Source organism: Paramagnetospirillum kuznetsovii (assembly GCF_003284725.1).
Lineage (GTDB): Bacteria > Pseudomonadota > Alphaproteobacteria > Rhodospirillales > Magnetospirillaceae > Phaeospirillum > Phaeospirillum kuznetsovii.
On record NZ_PGTO01000009.1, the window covers coordinates 53,602 to 71,918 of the forward strand.

Sequence of the window (18,317 nt, forward strand, 5' to 3'; positions counted from 1 at the left end):
CACAAGGAGACAGCGAATGAATCACCAGCCCGCTTCCGATCTCGGCATTCTTCCGGAATGGAATCTGTCCGACCTCTATCCGTCGCCGGATTCCCCCCAACTGGACGCGGATCTGATCGCCGTCGCCGAGGCTGCCCGCGCCTTCGAGGCCGCTTATGCCGGCAAGCTGGCGGGCCTGACCGGCGCCGCGTTCGGCAAGGCCATCGCCGAGTACGAGCGCATCAGCGAAATCATCTACCGCGCCATGTCCTATGCCCAATTGCTATATTCCGGCGACGTGTCTAACCCGGAAAACGGACGGTTCTACCAGGGCATGCAGGAGCGGGTGACCGAGATTTCCACTCATACCCTGTTCTTCACCCTGGAAATCAACCGTCTGGACGACGCTCGGCTGGCCGAGTTGTTGGCCTCGCCCGAGGCCGGGCATTACGCTCCCTGGCTGCGCGATCTGCGGGTGTTCCGGCCGCATCAGCTATCCGACGAGCTGGAAAAGATGCTGCACGAGCTGCATGTGGTCGGCACGGCGGCGTGGAACCGTCTGTTCGACGAGACCATGGCGCGGCTGCGCTTTCCCATGGGCGAGGCCATGCTGACCTCGGCCGAGGTGCTGAACCAGTTGTCCGACACCGATGGCGCCAAGCGCAAGGCGGCGGCCAAGTCGCTGGGCCAGGTGCTGGGCGAGAACGCGCCGCTGTTCGCGCTGATCACCAATACCCTGGCCAAGGAAAAGGAAATCGACGACAAGTGGCGCAAATATCCGCGCCCGCAGTCCTATCGCAATCTGTCCAACCAGGTGGAAGACCATGTGGTCGATGCCCTGGTGGACGCCGTCCAGGGCTGCTTCGGCCCGCTGTCGCACCGCTATTACGCCCTGAAGGCCAAATGGTTCGGGGTCGACAAGCTGGACTATTGGGACCGCAACGCGCCCTTGCCCGACGACAGCGACCGCAAATTCACCTGGGCCCAGGCCCGCGACACGGTGCTGGGGGCCTATGGCGCGTTCTCGCCCGAGATGGCCGAGATCGGCCGTCGCTTCTTCGACAACGACTGGATCGACGCGCCGGTGCGCCCGGGCAAGTCGCCCGGCGCCTTCGCCCATCCGACGGTGCCGTCGGTGCATCCCTATCTGCTGGTCAATTTCCAGGGCCGTACCCGTGACGTCATGACCCTGGCCCACGAATTGGGCCATGGGGTCCATCAGGTGCTGGCGGGCGGGCAGGGGCCGCTGATGGCCGACACGCCGCTGACCCTGGCCGAGACCGCCTCGGTGTTCGGCGAGATGCTGACCTTCCGCGCCATGCTGGAAGGCGAGACCTCGCCCAAGAACCGCCGCATCATGCTGGCCTCCAAGGTGGAGGACATGCTGAACACGGTGGTGCGCCAGGTGGCGTTCTATCAGTTCGAATCCCTGCTGCACGACGAGCGCCGTCGCGGCGAATTGTCGCCCGAGCATATCGGCGAGCTGTGGATGCGGGTGCAGTCGGAAAGCCTGGGCCCGGCCCTGCGGTTCCATGACGAATACCGTCACTTCTGGACCTATATCCCGCATTTCGTCCATTCGCCGTTCTATGTCTACGCCTATGCCTTCGGCGACTGCCTGGTCAATTCGCTCTACTCCGTCCATGCCAAGGGCGGAATCGCCGATTTCCCCGCCAAGTATCTCGACATGCTGCGGTCCGGCGGCGTGCACCGTCACAAGGAGCTGCTGGCTCCGTTCGGTCTCGACGCCGCCAATCCCGATTTCTGGCGCCAGGGGCTCGAGGTGGTGATCAGATTCATCGACGAGCTTGAAGCCATGTAGCGGCTGGGTCTCACTCGGCCCGGACGGCCAGTTGCGGACCGCACTGGTCGGCGGGCTTGTGGCAGGGCTCGATGACGTTGATCACGGTGGTGGCGGCGAAGCTGTCGCTTCGGATTCGTATCGGAAGCAAGGTGTCGCGGTCGATATCCACCTCGTATTCGGCGCCCTGCCACAGATGCAGGAATTTGGGCTTGAACCCGGCCAGCGGCTTCAGGACCATGGTCAGGCCGATGGTGTCGTATTCGCGGTCGCGGATATTGATGCGGCGGGGACCGATGACGGTGGTCTCGAAATCATAGGCCTTGCGGCCGTCATAGGACGTGGTCTTGAAGTATGCGCGGCCGCTGGTCAGCGCGTCGCGGGCGGCGCGTCCGGCCAGGGCCATGCTGGTCAACGGGTCCATGACCGAGCGGCGGAACTCGGCGGGTACCGGCGGATTGGGTTCGTCGTCCTCGGGCGGCGGGGCGAAGGTTTCCACCACTTCGTCGTATATGGGCCGGGCCTCGCCGTCATAGGCCACCCGCAGCAGATGCTCCCGATAGCGATTGCGGTAGCGCGTCTGGTAGCCGACCGACGACAGGCCGTCGGTTCCGGCCGGACGGCTTTCGCCCTCGGCGGTGAAGCGGAGCCTGAGAAAGCGGTCGAACAGTCCCACCGTGCGGATGGTCATGCCGGTATGGATGGCGGTGGCCGAGTCCTCGCGGCTGATGGCAAGGTCACCGGCATGAAAGCCGCCCCACATGATCTCGTAGCGATACCCCACCGGTTCCGCCAGCGCGGGCGGGCTCAGCAGGGCGATGACAAGGGCGGTGGTCGAAAGCCTCATGATGAACAGTATGACCATTGAGCGGAAAAAGTGGACCTTGATTCTGGTCATGCCCTTTACCACCCGGATGGGTGGAGACCAGCCCGCCACCCAGACCACTCGGAGGTCATAGGGAGCCGATTTCGTCTCGCGGGGGGCGCGATCGTGGTGTAGGCAACCTTCCCCGCTTGCGATCCCGCTTGGCAAACAGGCGCGGGAGGGGCATTGTTTTCCCAAAATTTGACGTAAACCCGTCAGCACAGGGGGATAGTCTTAAGATGAAGATCGCCATACCGAGGGAAGTTTTCCCCAACGAAAAGCGTGTCGCAACCGTACCCGAAGTCGTCGAAAAGCTGATCAAGCTGGGCTTCGAGGTGATCGTGGAAAGCGGCGCCGGTGACCTGGCCAATTGCTCCGACGACGCCTATAAGGCCGCCGGGGCCACCATCGCCGCCAGCGCCAAGGAAGCCTGGAGCGCAGGCGACATCGTCTTCAAGGTGCGCGCCCCCACCATGGACGAGGTGGCGCTGCTGAAGGATGGCGCCACCCTGATCAGCTTCATCTGGCCCGCCCAGAACCCCGACCTGATGCAGGCGCTTAGCGCCCGCAAGGTCACCATCCTGGCCATGGACTGCGTGCCGCGCCAGTTGAGCCGGGCCCAGAAGATGGACGCGCTGTCCTCCATGGCCAATATCGCGGGCTATCGCGCCGTGGTCGAGGCCGCCAACCAGTTCGGCCGCTTCTTCACCGGCCAGATCACCGCCGCCGGCAAGGTTCCGCCCGCCAAGGTGTTCGTCGCCGGTGCCGGTGTCGCCGGTCTGGCGGCGCTGGGCACCGCCGTCAGCCTGGGCGCCATCGTGCGCGCCAACGACACCCGTGCCGAGGTGGCCGATCAGGTCAAGTCCATGGGCGCCGAATTCGTCAAGGTGGAGTACGAGGAAGAGGGCTCGGGCGGCGGCGGCTACGCCAAGGTCATGAGCGAGGGCTTCCAGGCCGCCCAGCGCGAGATGTACGCCCAGCAGGCGCGCGAGGTGGATATCATCATCACCACCGCCCTGATCCCGGGCAAGCCCGCTCCCCGGCTGATCACCGCCGAGATGGTCCAGAGCATGCGCCCCGGCAGCGTCATCGTCGACATGGCCGCCGAGCAGGGCGGCAATTGCGAGCTGACCGTGCCGGGTGAGGTGGTGGTGCGCCACGGCGTCACCATCGTCGGCTATACCGACCTGCCGAGCCGTCTGTCCAAGCAGGCATCGACCCTTTACGGCAACAATCTGCTGCGCCTCGCCGAGGATCTGTGCAAGACCAAGGACGGCACGATCGACGTCAATATGGGCGACGATGCCATTCGCGGCCTGACCGTCATCAAGGACGGCGAGATCACTTGGCCCGCGCCGCCCCTGGTGCTTCCCGCCCCCCCGGCGGCCAAGCCCGCCGCCGCTCCCGTGGCGGCCAAGAAGTCCGGTCATGGTCATGGCGCGGGCGAGCCCATGTCCGCCAAGTCCCTGGCCATCACCTTCGGCATCGGCGCCCTGGCCTTCTGGTTCGTCGGCGCCAATGCCCCCGAAGCCTTCCTCGGCCACTTCACCGTGTTCGTCCTGGCCTGCTTCGTGGGCTACATGGTGGTGTGGAACGTCACCCCCGCGCTGCATACCCCGCTGATGAGCGTGACCAACGCCATCTCGTCGATCATCGTCATCGGTGCCCTGGTTCAGATCTCTCCGCCGCTGGGCGAGGGGATTTCCCGGCCCGGCTTCTGGATCGGCCTGCTGGCGGTGATCAGCATCATTCTCACCTCGATCAACATGTTCGGCGGCTTCGCGGTCACCAAGCGCATGTTGGCGATGTTCCGCAAGTAAGGGGGGCACCATGTCCGCAAGTCTCGCCACCGTTTCCTATATCGGTGCCACCATCCTGTTCATCCTCAGCCTGGGCGGCCTCTCGAACCCCGAGACGTCGCGCCGCGGCAATGTGCTTGGCATGATCGGCATGACCCTGGCGGTCGTCGCCACCGTGTTCGGCCCCCAGGTCACCTGGGGCGGCGTGCCGTGGATCGTCATCGCCATGGCCATCGGCGGTTCGGTCGGCCTGTACGCCGCCCGCACCGTGCAGATGACCCAGATGCCCGAACTGGTCGCCCTGATGCATTCGCTGGTCGGCCTCGCCGCCTGTCTGGTGGGCTACGCCAGCTATATCGATACCGCCCACAGCTTCGTGGGGGCTGAAAAGACCATCCACGACGTGGAAATCTATATCGGCATCCTGATCGGCGCCGTCACCTTCTCCGGCTCGCTGATCGCCTTCGGGAAGTTATCGGCCAAGATCGGCGGCAAGCCGCTGCTGCTGCCCGGCCGTCACATGCTCAATCTCGCCGGCCTGCTGGTGGTGATCTGGGTGGGCAAGGGCTTCATCAACGCCGAAAGCGTCGGCGGCGGCTTCTTCGCCCTGATCATCATGACCCTGATCGCCCTGGCCTTCGGCGTCCATATGGTGATGGCCATCGGCGGCGCCGACATGCCCGTCGTGGTCTCCATGCTGAACAGCTATTCCGGCTGGGCGGCGGCGGCGACCGGCTTCATGCTGAACAACGACCTCCTGATCGTCACCGGCGCCCTGGTGGGATCCTCCGGCGCCATCCTGTCCTACATCATGTGCCGGGCCATGAACCGCAACTTCGTCAGCGTCATCGCGGGCGGATTCGGAACCGGCGGTGGCACGGTGGCGGCACCGGCCGACGGCCAACCGGCGGGCGAGGTCACTTCCGTCAGCGCCCTGGAAACCGCCGAACTGCTGAAGGACTCGAAAAGCGTCATCATCGTCCCCGGCTACGGCATGGCGGTGGCTCAGGCGCAGCACACGGTGTTCGAGATCACCAAGCATCTGCGCGAGAAGGGCGTCACCGTGCGCTTCGGCATCCATCCGGTGGCCGGCCGCATGCCCGGCCACATGAACGTGTTGCTGGCCGAGGCCAAGGTGCCCTACGACATCGTCATGGAAATGGACGAAATCAACGACGATTTCCCCGATACCGACGTGACCATGGTCATCGGCGCCAACGACATCGTCAACCCGGCCGCCCAGGAAGACCCCAACAGCCCCATCGCGGGCATGCCGGTTCTGGAAGTGTGGAAGGCCAAGACCTCCATCGTCATGAAGCGGTCCATGGCGTCCGGCTATGCTGGCGTCGATAACCCGCTTTTCTATAAGGAAAACAACCGCATGCTCTTTGGCGACGCCAAGAAGATGCTCGACGAGGTGCTGGCCGCGCTCAGGGCCTGATACGCTCTGAAGTCATGGGGAAAGGGTCCGCACGGTCGTTGCGGGCCCTTTTCTTTTGTCGGACGAGGATGTGAAGTTTCATTGGTGTTTGTAACGAAAAGAGGCAGCCTCCATACAGGCTGTTCTTTCTTTTTAGATCGCCCCCGGATGAAAACAACTCAATGAAACCGATTTCCTTTGAGCGGCTTGGGACGCAAGGAGAGAGTTTATCCCTGTCTTTTGTTGCAACGGGAATCGGTCTATGCTTAACCTGTACGCGATGCAGCACCAAGACTCCGTCCTCCTCGCATTCCGAGGACTGAGGCCAAGTTTGGCAATACGCCCTTCTGGGGGATGATAGTAAGATGGGCCCTAGGTATTTGAGTATTGGACAGATTCACTTCATGGACGAATTACGGACATGAAGCCCTATATCGTAGCCATATTCAATCAGAAGGGCGGTATCTCGAAGACCACCACAAGCACTAATCTTGCCGTTTGCTTGGCGGCATTTGGCAAGTCCGTGGTGGTGATCGATCTCGACTCCCAAGGCGACTCCACCAAGAGTCTGGGCATCGACCCCAAGATCAAACAGGGGATCTATGACCTGTTCATCGGCCATGCGCCCATCGCCGATGTGATCGTTCCCACCGATTTCGAGGATGTGCGGGTGTTGCCGTCCACCTACAGCCTGGCCGGGATCGAGATCAAGCTGTCGGAATTGCAGAACTCCCAGCGCACCTTGTCCACCATCCTGGCGCAGACCCAACTGGACTGCGACTATGTGGTGATCGACTGCCCGCCCGCCCTGGGCATTCTGCCCATCAACGCCCTGGCCTCGGCCCATGCGGTGATTATTCCGGTGACCGCCACGCCCTATGCCAATGACGGATTGCTGCGCACGCTGCCCTCCATCAAATATGTGCAGGAGGGGCTGAACAAGAACCTGCTGCTGCAAGGCGTCCTGTTCACCATCAACGACAAGACCAAGACCACCCGCAAGATCAACGAGCTGATCCGCTCGCGCCTCGGCGGAACCGTCTATCGGACCGAAATTCCCCGCGACAACATGGTGATCGAGGCGGCGACCTCGCGCCTGCCGGTCTGCGTCTATGCCCCCCGGTCGGCGGCGGCCCAGGCCCATCTGGATTTCACCGAGGAATTCATCGACCGCCACGTGACCATCGCCGCCAAGGCGGGTGAAACCGTGCCGCCGCGCCTGCCGCGCGATCAGGCGGTCGAGCGGCTGTTCCGCTGGCAGTCCCAGCATGCCGCCGCCATCAAACCCGATTCCGACGAGCGTCTGCGCCAGAAGAAGGACCAATTGGATCGCATGCTCTATGGCGATCGCAGCTGGGGCGAGCGGGCCCATCTGGGGCTGATCCATTTCTTTATCGACAATCGGCTTTCGCTTGTCGCGTTCTTGCTGGTCATGCTGATCGGCATCATCGCTCTACTGGGTGCCGGGTTCGAGGGCGTCAGGCGCCTTGTCGGCATGGTCGGAATCATCTGAAGGCCTCTTCTGCAAGGTTTGGGGAGACGTGGTGAGCGGACTGAACGGGGTGGTCACATTCCGGCTTTGCGGACAGGTCTTTGGCCTGCCGGTGGAGGCCGTTCGCGAGGTGGTTCCCATCGCATGGCTTGACCGTCCGCCGCAGACGCCGTCGATGGTGCAAGGCGTTCTTAATCTGGGCGGGCGCGCGGTTCCGGTTCTTCGGCTCGACCGGTTGCTGGGGCTGGGGGACGGAACCTACGGCATCGATGCGTCCATCTTGATCATGCGCGCGGTGGAGGGCGAGCAGCCGCTGGGTCTATTGGTCGAACATGTGGACGGTGTTCGGCCCATGGATGGCTTCACCACCATGGGATTTTTCGACGGCGTGACCTTCAACGGCTGTCTGGCCGACCAGTTGGATTTCGGCGGCCAGGTGGTGCAATTGCTGGCATGGCGTAATCTGCTGTTGGCCGAGGAGCGTCATCGCCTGGCTGATTTCCAGGCGATGACCCAGGCGCGTCTGGCCGAACTGGGGGATGCCGCGCCGTGACCGCCATGGGCGGGAAGGTGTCCGTGACGGCGCAGACGGTGCTTGGCGACCCAGCGTTCGCCACCCTGAAGTCGCTGGTGATCGATACCACCGGCATGGCGTTTTATCGCGACAAAAGCCACGATCTCGCCCAGATTCTATCCGCCAGAATGGCGGAAGCGGGGGCCGACGACTGTGCTGGATATTTCGCCCGTCTAACGTCCGACTCCCATGAGATGGACGCTTTGGTCGCCGAGTTGACCATCGGCGAGACCTACTTCTTTCGTCATAAGGAACAGTTCGACGCGCTGCGCGACCTGATCCTGCCCGACGTGATCGAGCGCAACCGCCAACTGAAGCGACTGCGCATCTGGAGCGCCGGTTGTGCGACCGGCCCCGAGCCCTATTCCATCGCCATTATGTTGGAGCGCGAATTCGGCGCGCGAATCAGCGATTGGCACGTCACCATCCTCGGCACCGACATCAATCAGAAATTCCTCGCCCGTGCCCGCGAAGGCCGCTACGACACATGGGCATTTCGTACAATGTCCGACGACATCCGCGACGCCTGCTTCACCAAGCACGGCAATCAGTGGCAGATCAACGCCTCGTTCAAGCGGTTCGTCAAATTCCAGTATCACAACCTGATCACCAGCAAGTTTCCCTCCATCATCGATAATATCGCCGGTTTCGACATCATCATCTGCCGCAACGTGATCATCTATTTCAGCGCCGAGACCATTGCCGGGCTGATCCCTTGTTTCCGCGAGACGCTGAGCGATAAGGGCTGGCTGGTGATGGGGCATGCCGAGCCCAACCAGGAACTGTTCAAGGATTTTCAAACGGTCAACGTGGATGGCGCCGTGCTTTATCAGCGGGTGGACGGCTATTCGGCCCAGATGTCACCGCTGCCCGCGTCGAGCGATGTCGCGCCCATGCCGAAATCTCCGTCGGCCATGCTTCCCAAGCTTGCCGCCATGGATACGGGGCGGCTGGCTCCCGCGCGGACGCAGCGTGGCGCCGCGCCACCGCCGCGCCCCCCCCTTCGCCCCCCCCTGCGCCCAGGGACCGCGACCGTCGCCAAGCCGCCCACTCCCGTCGTGCCGCCGGTTGATGGCGGCGTCGTCCGGATCAGGGAATTGGCCGATCAAGGTCAATGGGAGGCCGCCGCCGCCGCTTGCGATGCCTTGTTGGCGCGCACTCCGATGGATGCATGGGCTCACTTTTACCGCGCCATGATCTTCGAGCAGGTGGGGCAGGCCGAGGACTGTGAAAAGGCTTTGCGCCGCGCCATTTACCTCGACCGCAAGATGGTTCTGCCGCACTATCATCTCGGCTTGTTTCTCTTGCGTCGCGACGATGCCGCCGCCGCGGCACGGGCGTTTCGCAATGTGTTGAGCCTGTTGAAAGACGTTCCCGACGATGATCCGGTGGCCGATGGCGACAAGATCATGGCGGGACAGATGCGTGAAGCCGTCGCCATGCATTTGACCATGATCGGAGGGGCGTGATGACCAGCCAGGGGGGCACGACGCGCGACGCCAGCGTGATGGAGCGGCTGCACGCCCGCATCGAGTGGGCGGAGTCCGAGAATGACAACGCCTTCAATTCGGCGCTGTTGAAGGCGCGGGCGCTTCGTCTGGCGCGGCCGCGCGGCGCTCTCGCGGATGTGCCGACCGGCCTGGATGCCTTGATCTGCACCATCGGCGCCGAACGATACGCGGTGCCGCTGACCTATTTGTCCGAGGTCATGCCGTTGGGCAATTGGACCCCGGTGCCCGGCCAGCCTCAATATCTGCTGGGGGTGACCAATCTTCGCGGTGAAATTCGCCCGGTGATCGACCTTCATTCATTGCTGGGGTTGGAACCGCTTGCCACGGCGGGACGGGGATGGGTGATCTTCATCCGTGCCGACGGCGCCGAGATCGGCCTTCGGGTCGATGGGGTGGAGCGGATCGCCGGCCTTGACGGCTCCAAGCTTACGAAGCCGCATGAAACCGGCAATGGGCTGCCCCAGCGCTTTGTCGCGGGCATCTCTCCCGAGACCTTGATTCTGCTCGACATCGCCCAGATTCTCGCCCTAGACGTTCTTAACGACTCCAAGGCCGACGCCAGACGTGCCTCGTGAAGGAAGCTCCCATGACCAATGCCAACACTCATTCCCTGTGGAAGACCATGAAGCTGCGCCGAAAGTTCTCGTCGGTGTCGGTCGCCTTCACGCTGGTCCTCGCCGGACTGATCGTCTTCAACGTCATGGTGCTGCGAAGCCAGTCGCAATATTCGGTGGTCACCGACATGGTGGGCCGCCAGCGCATGCTGTCGCAAAAATTCGCCAAGGAGGTTCTGCTGGTGGGTAACGGTGCCGTCGCCGATCATCAGGCGACGCTGCGCCTGATGCGCGACAGTCTGGCCGTTCTGATGGAAGGCGGCGAGATCATCCTGAACCTGGATACCCAGGCCAAGGGCGAACTGCCCCCGGCGCCCTCCGCCGAGATTCGCGCCAAACTGGCCGAACAGGCGGTGGCGCTGCGTCTTTACGAACAGGCGGCGACCACCTATTTGGGAATGTCCGCCGCTGATCCCAAGCGCGCCGATAGGCTGCGCGAGCTCTTGATCGCCCAGACGCAGGTCAGCGATTTGGCCGAAGGGGCGGTCAAGATGCTGAGCTACCATGCCTCGTCGGCCATTCAGTCCATGATCTGGCTGCAGGTGGTGATCAGCATCATCATCGGCTTTCTCGGCATGGCCATCAGCCGCCAGATCGGCCGCCAGATTTCCGAGCCGTTGGAGGCCTGCTCCGAGGCGGCCCGCAAGGTGGCCGACGGCGATCTGCGCATCGATGATCTCGAGGTCAATTCCATGGACGAGATCGGGGTGCTTCAGGTGGCTTTCAATCAGATGGTCCACAGCCAGCGCGACGTGGCAAGCCAAGCGCGGTCCGCATGCGATTCCTTGATCGCGGCGGCGGCGGCCATCTTGTCCTCGGCCCAGGAACAGGCGGCGGGCACCAAGCAGCAAGCGGCGGCGGTCCAGGAAATCACCACCACGGTGGAAGAGATCAGCCTGTCGGGCAAGCAGGTGGCGGAACGGTCCCGTCAGGTCGCGGGCACCGCCGAGGCGGTGGCCACCTCGGGCGCCACCGGTCTCCAGGCCGTTCGCGACGCCTCGGTCGGCATGGAGGCCATTCGCGAACAGACCGAAACCGTGGCGGAAAACATCATTACCCTGTCGGAGCGCACCCAGGCGGTGGGCGAGATCATCGCCACCGTCAACGAAATCGCCGAGCAGTCCAATCTGGTGGCGCTGAACGCCGCCATCGAGGCCGCCGACGCCCGCGAACAGGGGCGCCGCTTCTCGGTGGTCGCCAACGAGATCAAGAATCTCGCAGATCAGGCCAAGGAAGCCACCTCCCAGGTGCGCGGCATCCTCGAGCAGACCCAGAAGGGCATCAACACCTCGGTGATGCTGACCGAGGAGGCGTTGAAGCGGGTGGAAAGCGGCCGCGAGCGGACGACCCAGTCGGAACATGTCATCCGCCAGATGTCGGACAACATTCAAGAAAGCGTCCACGCCTTCCAACAGATCGTCGGCGCCACCAATCAGCAGCAGATCGGCCTGGAACAGGTCACCCAGGCCCTGCACGAAATCCGCCAAGCCAGCCAGCAGACGGCGGTCACCACCGCCCAGCTTGAAAAGGCGTCGCTGGATCTCGGTCAACTTGGGCAGGCTTTGGCGCACACCCTGGAGAAATACCGGCTGTGAAAGGCATCCGCGAAAGGCTGCTGGAAGCCTTTCACATCGAATACCGCGAACATCTGGAAGCCATCCGTGCCCTGCTCGATGAATTGAGCCGCAAGCATGATGGAAGCGGTCTCGCGCAGCTCGATGAAACCTTTCGCCGCGCCCATTCCTTGAAGGGTGCGGCCCGCGCCGTCGATCTGCCCCCCATCGAGCATGTCTCCCATCGGCTGGAGACCATGTTTGCCCGCATTCGCAACGGCGAGATCAAGCTCGACCCGTCCATTGCCGCCATGATCGGTCGCGTTCTCGATGGTATCGAGGATTGGGTGGCGGCCAACAGTGCCGCCGGCACGCTGCCCAATCTGGATTCGATCACCGCGGAATTGGACGATCTGCTGGCGGGGCGCCCGCCGTCGCTCGCCCCCGTCGTCCCCAAGGCGGTGATGCAACCGAAGGCGCCGCCTCCGCCTGCTCCTCCGCCTCCGCCTCCTCAGGCCGCCGCTTCGGTGGTCGAAGAGGTGGAGCGGCCGGTGATGGTCAAGGCGGACGAGACCGTGCGGGTCAGGGCGGTGCATCTCGACCGGTTGCTGCGATCAAGCAACGAGTTGGTCACCGAGACCATGATCCAGCGTCAGCTTACCCATTCCCTGGTCAATATCGACCGCAGTCTGGCGGAATTCGACAAGCAGTGGCGTCGGGTGCGCAAGACCGCGTCGTCCATGGTCCGCGAGATGGGCGACCACCAGCGCTCATCCCAATTGGATCATAATCTAGAGGCCCTGGAACAGTCCCTGCGCGCCCTGGTCAGCGATGCGCGAAGCAGTCGGCGGCTTCAGCAACGCACCGGCTGGACCCTGCGCCAATTGGGCAGCGAGTTGCAGCAGGAAGTGCGGCAAGTCCGCATGGTCCCCGCCGAAAGCATCTTCGGTGGTTTCCGCAAGATGGTGCGCGATATCGCCCGTGACGCCGGCAAGAAGGTGGAAGTCCATGTGGCGGGGCTCGACGTCGAGGCCGACCGCATGGTGTTGCAGGGGTTGAAGGATCCCGTCATGCATTTGTTGCGCAACGCCCTATCCCACGGCGTTGAATCGCCCGAGGAGCGCGTCGCCGTCGGCAAGCCGCCCCAGGCGTCCATCAGTCTGCGATTCGACGTTTCCGATGGTCGCTTGGCGACCCTGGTGGAAGACGACGGTCACGGGGTTGATTTCGAGGCTATCCGCCGCAAGGCGGTCGAGCGCGGCGCCATGAGCGAGGACGAGGCGGCGGAACTGGGCCAGCAGGCCTTGCTGGACCTGATCTTCGATCCCGGCTTTTCCACCGCGCGGCAGATCGATGATCTTTCCGGGCGCGGCATGGGGCTGTCGGTGGTTCGGGAAGCGGCCGCCATGATGAACGGCACCGTCGAGGTCCGCAACCGCGAGCCCGCGGGCACCTGTTTCCGTCTGTCGGTGCCGCTGTCCGTATCCACCCAGCGCCTGTTCCTGGTGGAATGCCAGGGACATGCCTATGCCCTTCCCACCGAAGGCCTCGACCGGCTGTACCGGGTCAAGGCCGACGATGTCTCCACCGTGGAAGGAAAGTCGGTGGTCTATCTGGGAGGGCAGCAATTGCCGCTGCTGTCCCTGGCCCATCTGATGGCGCTGGGCGAAAGTTCGGTCAAGGTGACCCGCAATGTCGTGCCCCTGGTGGTGTTGAAGAACGGCGACCGCCGGGTGGCGGTGGCGGTGGATGCCTTCTTGTCCATCCGCGAGGGGCTGGTGAAGGATATCGGCGTGCCTGGGGCCCGTGGGACCATTGTGGCCGGCGGCATGCTGATGGAAGACGGCGGCATCGCCCTGGTGCTCAATCCGTTCGAGATCGTCGAGACCTTCCGCAAATCGGGCAGCATCCGGGTGCTGACCACGGTGGAAAAGCCGGTGGAGCGCCGGGTGCCGGTCATTTTGGTGGTGGACGATTCGCTGACCACCCGGACCTTGGAAAAGAGTATTCTGGAGGCTCAGGGCTATCAGGTGCGCCTGGCCTTCGACGGACTCGAGGCGCTGGGGCGCCTGCGCGCCGAACAGATCGACCTGATCATCTCCGATATCCAGATGCCTCGGCTCGACGGGTTCGGCTTGCTTCAGGCCATCAAGGCCGACAGCGCGCTTAAATCCATCCCGCTGATCCTGGTCAGCTCGCTGGAAGCGCGCGAGGATCGGGAACGTGGCCTGGCCCTTGGCGCCGACGCCTATGTGGTAAAGCGCAAATTCGACCAGAAGGAACTTCTGGAAACCATCGGGCAGTTTTTATGAGACGCAAGATCAAGGTAATGATCGTCGAGGACTCCCTGGTGGTGCGGGAATTGCTCAAGCACATTATCGGCAGCGACAGCCGATTCGAAGTCATCGCCGCGGTCGACAGCGCCGAGCAGTGCCTGCGGCTGCTCCAAACCGAGCATCCCGACGTCATTTCCCTCGATATCCGCCTGCCGGGGATGAATGGCCTGGATGCGACCCTACAGATCATGGCCAAGCGGCCCACCCCCATCGTGGTGGTGGCGGCCCAGGTGGATGACGACGAACTCAACATCGCCATGAACGCCCTGCGGGCAGGGGCGCTGTCGGTGGTGGAAAAGCCGGTGGGCGTGACCAATGTGGATTTCGAGGCGCTGGCGGCCAAACTGTGCACACAATTGGCCATCATGAGCCAGGTCAAGGTGGTGCGCCAAGGCATCGATCGCGGTCTACGATTCGGCAGCGCGGATGGCACCCCTCAGGCTCCGCCGCCCCCCGGCAGTTTTTCCATGCTCGGCATCGCCGCCTCCACCGGTGGGCCTCAGGCCTTGGTGCAATTGCTATGCGGGCTGGGCGAAGGATTTCCGCTGCCGATCATGTTGGTCCAGCATATTACCTCCAGCTTCCTTGACGGTTTCGTGTCGTGGCTGAGCGGCGCCACGCCGTTTAAGGTCAAGATCGGGCACGAGGACGAACTGCCGGAGGTGGGGACGATCTATGTGGCGCCCATCGATCGCCACCTGGTGTTGATTCATGGCCGCTTGTCCATCTCCGACGGCCCGGCGGTGTGTAATCAGAAGCCGTCGGGAACGGTGCTGTTCAACTCCATGGCCCGCGAATTGGGGCGCAAGGCCATCGGAGTCGTTTTGACCGGAATGGGGGCGGACGGATCGGAAGGTTTGGCCGCCATGAGAACGGCCGGTGCCTATACCATCGCCGAGGATGCCTCGACCTGCGTGGTGTTCGGGATGCCGTCGGCGGCGGCCAAGCTGGGCGCGGTGCGCGAAATGCTGCCTTTGCCGACCATCGCGCCCCGGCTGAAGGCCTTGGTGGGGCCAGGAGTGACGCCATGACGGAAGACCGCCTGATCCTGATCGTCGAGGATTCCGTCACCCAGGCCATTCGACTGCAATTCACCCTGGATCAGGAGGGGTTCCAAACCGCCATCGCCGCCTCGGGCGAGGAAGCGCTGGACTACGTCAACCGGCAACTGCCCGACCTGATCATCGTCGATTATCACCTGCCGGGCATCCAGGGCGACGAGTTGTGCCGTCAGATTCACATGGACATCACGACGCGGGGCATTCCGCTCCTGATGTTGACCGCCGACGATACCGCCGCCGTGGAACTGCACGGACTTGAAAGCGGCGCCGACGATTTCGTCGCCAAGTCCGAGGATGCCGACATCCTGCTGCTGCGGGTTCACAACCTTCTGCGCAAGTCGCGTCACAAGGTGGTGGGGGCCGAGGTCGGCCGTTCGCTGTTTCGCCGTGCCCGCGTCCTGATCATCGACGACAGCAATACCTATCGCCAAAGCCTCGCCATGGAACTGAACGACGAGGGCTGCGACGTGTTCCAGGTGACGTCGGGAGCGGAAGGGCTGGCGGCGCTGGATCATTCCGATTTCGACTGCATCATGGTCGATATGGTGATGCCGGGCATGGACGGCATCGCGGTCTGCAAGGCCCTGGCGGAGCGCCGGGCAAAGGATGACGCCCCCCTGGTGGTGTTGATGCTCTCCGCCTACGAGACCAAGGAGAACGTGGCGAGGGCACTCGAAGCCGGGGCCGACGACTTCGTCGGCAAGTCCGCCGAGATGAGCGTCTTGCGGGCGCGCTTGCGGGCGCTGCTGCGCCGTAAATTCCTGCTGGAACAGAATCAGCGCATCCTCGACGAGATCAGGCTGCGCGAGGCGGAGACGCTGCGCGCCAAGGCGGAAAAGGAAGCGGCCGAGGCCCGCGCCGCTCTGGTGGAGGGATTGGCTCGGGTCAATCTGGAATTGGGCGAGACCAATGCCAAGCTGGTCAAGGAGGTGGAGCTGCGCTCGGTGGCGGAACACCAGGCCCTGGCTGCCCGCGAGACGGCGGAGACGGCCAACCGGGCCAAGACGGTGTTCCTCGCCAATATGAGCCATGAATTGCGCACGCCGCTCAACGCCGTTCTCGGCTTCGCCGAATTGGCCGCCAGCGTCATGGATAAGGATGCCCTGGCGCAATACGGCGACTTTCTCGACAACATCACGGAATCCGCCCAGCATCTCCTGGGGGTTATCAGCGATATTCTGGACGTGTCACGGGTCGAGGTCGGCAAGGTGGTGCTGCGCGAGTCCGACATGGATGTTTCCGAGATCGTTCGCTCGGTCACCCGGTTGATCGACCATGTGGTCATCCGCAAGCATCAGACGATGACCACCAACATCGCCAGTTCACTGCCCGGACTGCGCGGCGACGCGCGCCTCATCAAGCAGATTCTGCTCAATCTGGTCTCCAACGCCGCCAAATTTACGCCCGAGAGGGGTAAGCTCCACCTGGACGTCCACATGCGAGACGGCGCTATCTGCATCGTGGTGGAGGATAACGGCGTCGGCATCGCCGCCGAGGATTTGACCATGGTGCTCCAACCCTTCGGTCAGGCCGAATCCGCCATCAGCCCCAAGCAGGAAGGAACCGGGCTCGGCCTGCCGCTGGCGAAGGGATTCGTGGAACTGCACGGGGGCATCTTGTCGTTGGACAGCGAACCGGGACGGGGAACCCGGGTGACGGTGCTGTTTCCCGCCACCCGGACCGTGACGGCCGGTCAGTAACCGGCGGCGGACCGCTTGGGTCCGTTGGAGGCGTGCACCGACATGGCGAGGCCGTCGTCATGCATGGTGGTGGCTTCCTCGGGATAGGCGCCGATCTGATGGATGGACAGATCGGCTCCGGCGAATTCCTCTTCATCGCTGAGACGGATGCCGAAGGCGGCCTTCAGTCCGCCATAGACGGCAAGACCGCCCGCCAGGCCGAAGGCGGCGCCGCATAGGGTGCCCACCGCTTGGGCGGCGAAGCTGACGCCGCCCATGCCGCCCAGCGCCTCGAGACCGAACAGGCCGCAGGCGAAGCCGCCCATCAGCCCGCACATGCCGTGCAAAGCCCAAACGCCCAGAACGTCGTCCAGATGCCATTTGTTCTGGCACAGATTGAACAGCCAGACGAACATGGCGCCTGCGATGCCGCCGGTGGCCAAGGCGCCCAGCGGATGCATCACGTCGGACCCGGCGCAGACCGCGACCAGCCCGGCCAGTGCGCCGTTATGGACGAAGCCGGGATCATTGCGGCCGACCAGCAGGCTGGTGAGGATGCCGCCGACCATGGCCATCAGCGAGTTGATGGCCACCAGACCGGAAATCTCGGCGATGGTCTGGGCGCTCATCACGTTGAAGCCGAACCAGCCCACCGACAAGACCCAGGCCCCCAGGGCCAGGAACGGGATATTGGAGGGCGGAACCGCCACCAGACGGCCGTCCTTGCGATAGCGGCCCAGGCGGGCGCCCAGCATCAGCACGGCGCCGAGCCCGATCCAGCCGCCGACGGCATGCACCACCACCGATCCGGCGAAGTCGTGGAATGGCACCCCGAAGGCATTCTTCATCATGTCCTGAAACCCGAGACGGGTGCCCCAGACCATGCCTTCGAAGGTGGGATAGACGAGGCCCACCAGAATGGCGGTCGCCATGAGTTGGGTGTTGAACTTGGCGCGTTCGGCGATGCCGCCGGACACGATGGCGGGAATGGCGGCGGCGAAGGTGGCCAGGAAAAAGAACTTGACCAGATCATAGCCCTGGGCGCCGAAGGTGGTGCCGGTCTTGCCGACCAGCACATCGGCTCCCACCAGGAAACTGGTTCCGTAAGCGACGGAATAGCCGACGAAAAAATAGGCAAGGGTGGAAACCGCGAAGTCGGAAATGATCTTCACCAAGGCATTGACCTGGTTCTTCTTCCGAACGGTTCCAACCTCCAGAAAAGCAAACCCCGAATGCATGGCCAAAACCATCACCGCGCCCAAGAGGATGAAAAGTACATCCACACCTGTTTTCGTCGTCTCCATTTGCATCCTCTGCTCTGGGGGCTGCCGCAGTCACGGCCTGGCCGCCAGCGTTCAAATTGCATGCCACCTCGCTGACTTTGAAAAAGCGCTGATAAAACAATGCTATATTTATGAAGGTCGGGTTCCTGCGAAATTGAAGTGCCTAAATAGAAGACAAAAATCGGCGCTGTGCCGGTTAAAAAAGCATCAATCGCAACCTGCCCGTATGGAGGCACGCTGTTTGGCGTAAAAACAGGCAGTATTTTGTATTGATGAATATTTGGTCAGTTCATGGCGGCGATGAACGGAATCGCCCATCGCCATGGGCAGGAGCCCATGGTGCAAACGGA

At 63.2% G+C, this 18,317-nt stretch carries 14 protein-coding genes; 12 read left to right on the forward strand and 2 right to left on the reverse strand.

Features of this window, described 5'->3' with window-relative positions:
- Window positions 1–16: 16 nt before the first annotated feature.
- Entirely contained in the window at window positions 17–1,801 is a 1,785-nt protein-coding gene (locus CU669_RS12585; protein ID WP_112145209.1) for a M3 family oligoendopeptidase, read from the forward strand.
- A 10-nt stretch (window positions 1,802–1,811) separates the two neighbouring features.
- Here the strand turns inward: CU669_RS12585 and CU669_RS12590 are convergent, their stop codons facing one another.
- Window positions 1,812–2,678 carry a DUF3108 domain-containing protein gene (locus CU669_RS12590; protein WP_239988698.1) on the reverse strand — a complete coding sequence of 289 codons (867 nt, stop codon included), beginning with the start codon at window positions 2,676–2,678 and terminating at the stop codon, window positions 1,812–1,814.
- Window positions 2,679–2,884: 206 nt separating this feature from the next.
- Between CU669_RS12590 and CU669_RS12595 the strand changes: the two genes are divergently transcribed.
- The 10 genes from CU669_RS12595 (at window position 2,885) to CU669_RS12640 (ending at window position 16,705) form a co-directional block, all read left to right on the forward strand.
- Complete coding sequence (locus tag CU669_RS12595; RefSeq protein ID WP_112145211.1) at window positions 2,885–4,465, forward strand: Re/Si-specific NAD(P)(+) transhydrogenase subunit alpha; 1,581 nt, start codon at window positions 2,885–2,887, stop codon at window positions 4,463–4,465.
- A gap of 10 nt (window positions 4,466–4,475) precedes the next feature.
- Entirely contained in the window at window positions 4,476–5,885 is a 1,410-nt protein-coding gene (gene pntB / locus CU669_RS12600) for a Re/Si-specific NAD(P)(+) transhydrogenase subunit beta (RefSeq protein ID WP_112145213.1), read from the forward strand.
- Between the two features lie 400 nt (window positions 5,886–6,285).
- Window positions 6,286–7,377, forward strand: coding sequence for a ParA family protein (locus CU669_RS12605; RefSeq protein WP_112145214.1), 1,092 nt, complete (start codon window positions 6,286–6,288; stop codon window positions 7,375–7,377).
- 31 nt (window positions 7,378–7,408) lie between these two features.
- Window positions 7,409–7,909: a chemotaxis protein CheW gene (locus CU669_RS12610; protein WP_239988699.1), complete on the forward strand. Its 501-nt coding sequence runs from the start codon at window positions 7,409–7,411 to the stop codon at window positions 7,907–7,909.
- Window positions 7,910–7,914: 5 nt separating this feature from the next.
- The gene (locus CU669_RS12615) at window positions 7,915–9,399 is read left to right on the forward strand and encodes a CheR family methyltransferase (RefSeq protein WP_112145374.1); all 1,485 of its coding nucleotides are present in this window, start codon (window positions 7,915–7,917) and stop codon (window positions 9,397–9,399) included.
- On the forward strand, window positions 9,399–10,016 hold the full coding sequence (locus CU669_RS12620; RefSeq protein WP_112145217.1) for a chemotaxis protein CheW: 618 nt from the start codon (window positions 9,399–9,401) through the stop codon (window positions 10,014–10,016). Before CU669_RS12615 ends, CU669_RS12620 begins: the two co-directional genes overlap by 1 nt.
- 11 nt (window positions 10,017–10,027) lie before the next feature.
- Window positions 10,028–11,650 (forward strand): methyl-accepting chemotaxis protein, encoded by a 1,623-nt coding sequence (locus CU669_RS12625; RefSeq protein ID WP_112145376.1) that lies wholly within the window; start codon window positions 10,028–10,030, stop codon window positions 11,648–11,650.
- Window positions 11,647–13,920 carry a hybrid sensor histidine kinase/response regulator gene (locus CU669_RS12630; protein WP_112145219.1) on the forward strand — a complete coding sequence of 758 codons (2,274 nt, stop codon included), beginning with the start codon at window positions 11,647–11,649 and terminating at the stop codon, window positions 13,918–13,920. Before CU669_RS12625 ends, CU669_RS12630 begins: the two co-directional genes overlap by 4 nt.
- On the forward strand, window positions 13,917–14,975 hold the full coding sequence (gene cheB / locus CU669_RS12635; protein ID WP_112145221.1) for a chemotaxis-specific protein-glutamate methyltransferase CheB: 1,059 nt from the start codon (window positions 13,917–13,919) through the stop codon (window positions 14,973–14,975). Before CU669_RS12630 ends, cheB begins: the two co-directional genes overlap by 4 nt.
- Entirely contained in the window at window positions 14,972–16,705 is a 1,734-nt protein-coding gene (locus CU669_RS12640) for a response regulator (protein ID WP_112145223.1), read from the forward strand. Before cheB ends, CU669_RS12640 begins: the two co-directional genes overlap by 4 nt.
- Here the strand turns inward: CU669_RS12640 and CU669_RS12645 are convergent.
- The gene (locus CU669_RS12645) at window positions 16,699–17,934 is read right to left on the reverse strand and encodes an ammonium transporter (protein WP_239988709.1); all 1,236 of its coding nucleotides are present in this window, start codon (window positions 17,932–17,934) and stop codon (window positions 16,699–16,701) included. The genes CU669_RS12640 and CU669_RS12645 overlap by 7 nt on opposite strands.
- Between CU669_RS12645 and CU669_RS21845 the strand changes: the two genes are divergently transcribed.
- Window positions 17,846–18,217, forward strand: coding sequence for a hypothetical protein (locus CU669_RS21845; protein ID WP_239988710.1), 372 nt, complete (start codon window positions 17,846–17,848; stop codon window positions 18,215–18,217). The genes CU669_RS12645 and CU669_RS21845 overlap by 89 nt on opposite strands.
- The last annotated feature ends 100 nt before the right edge of the window (window positions 18,218–18,317 follow it).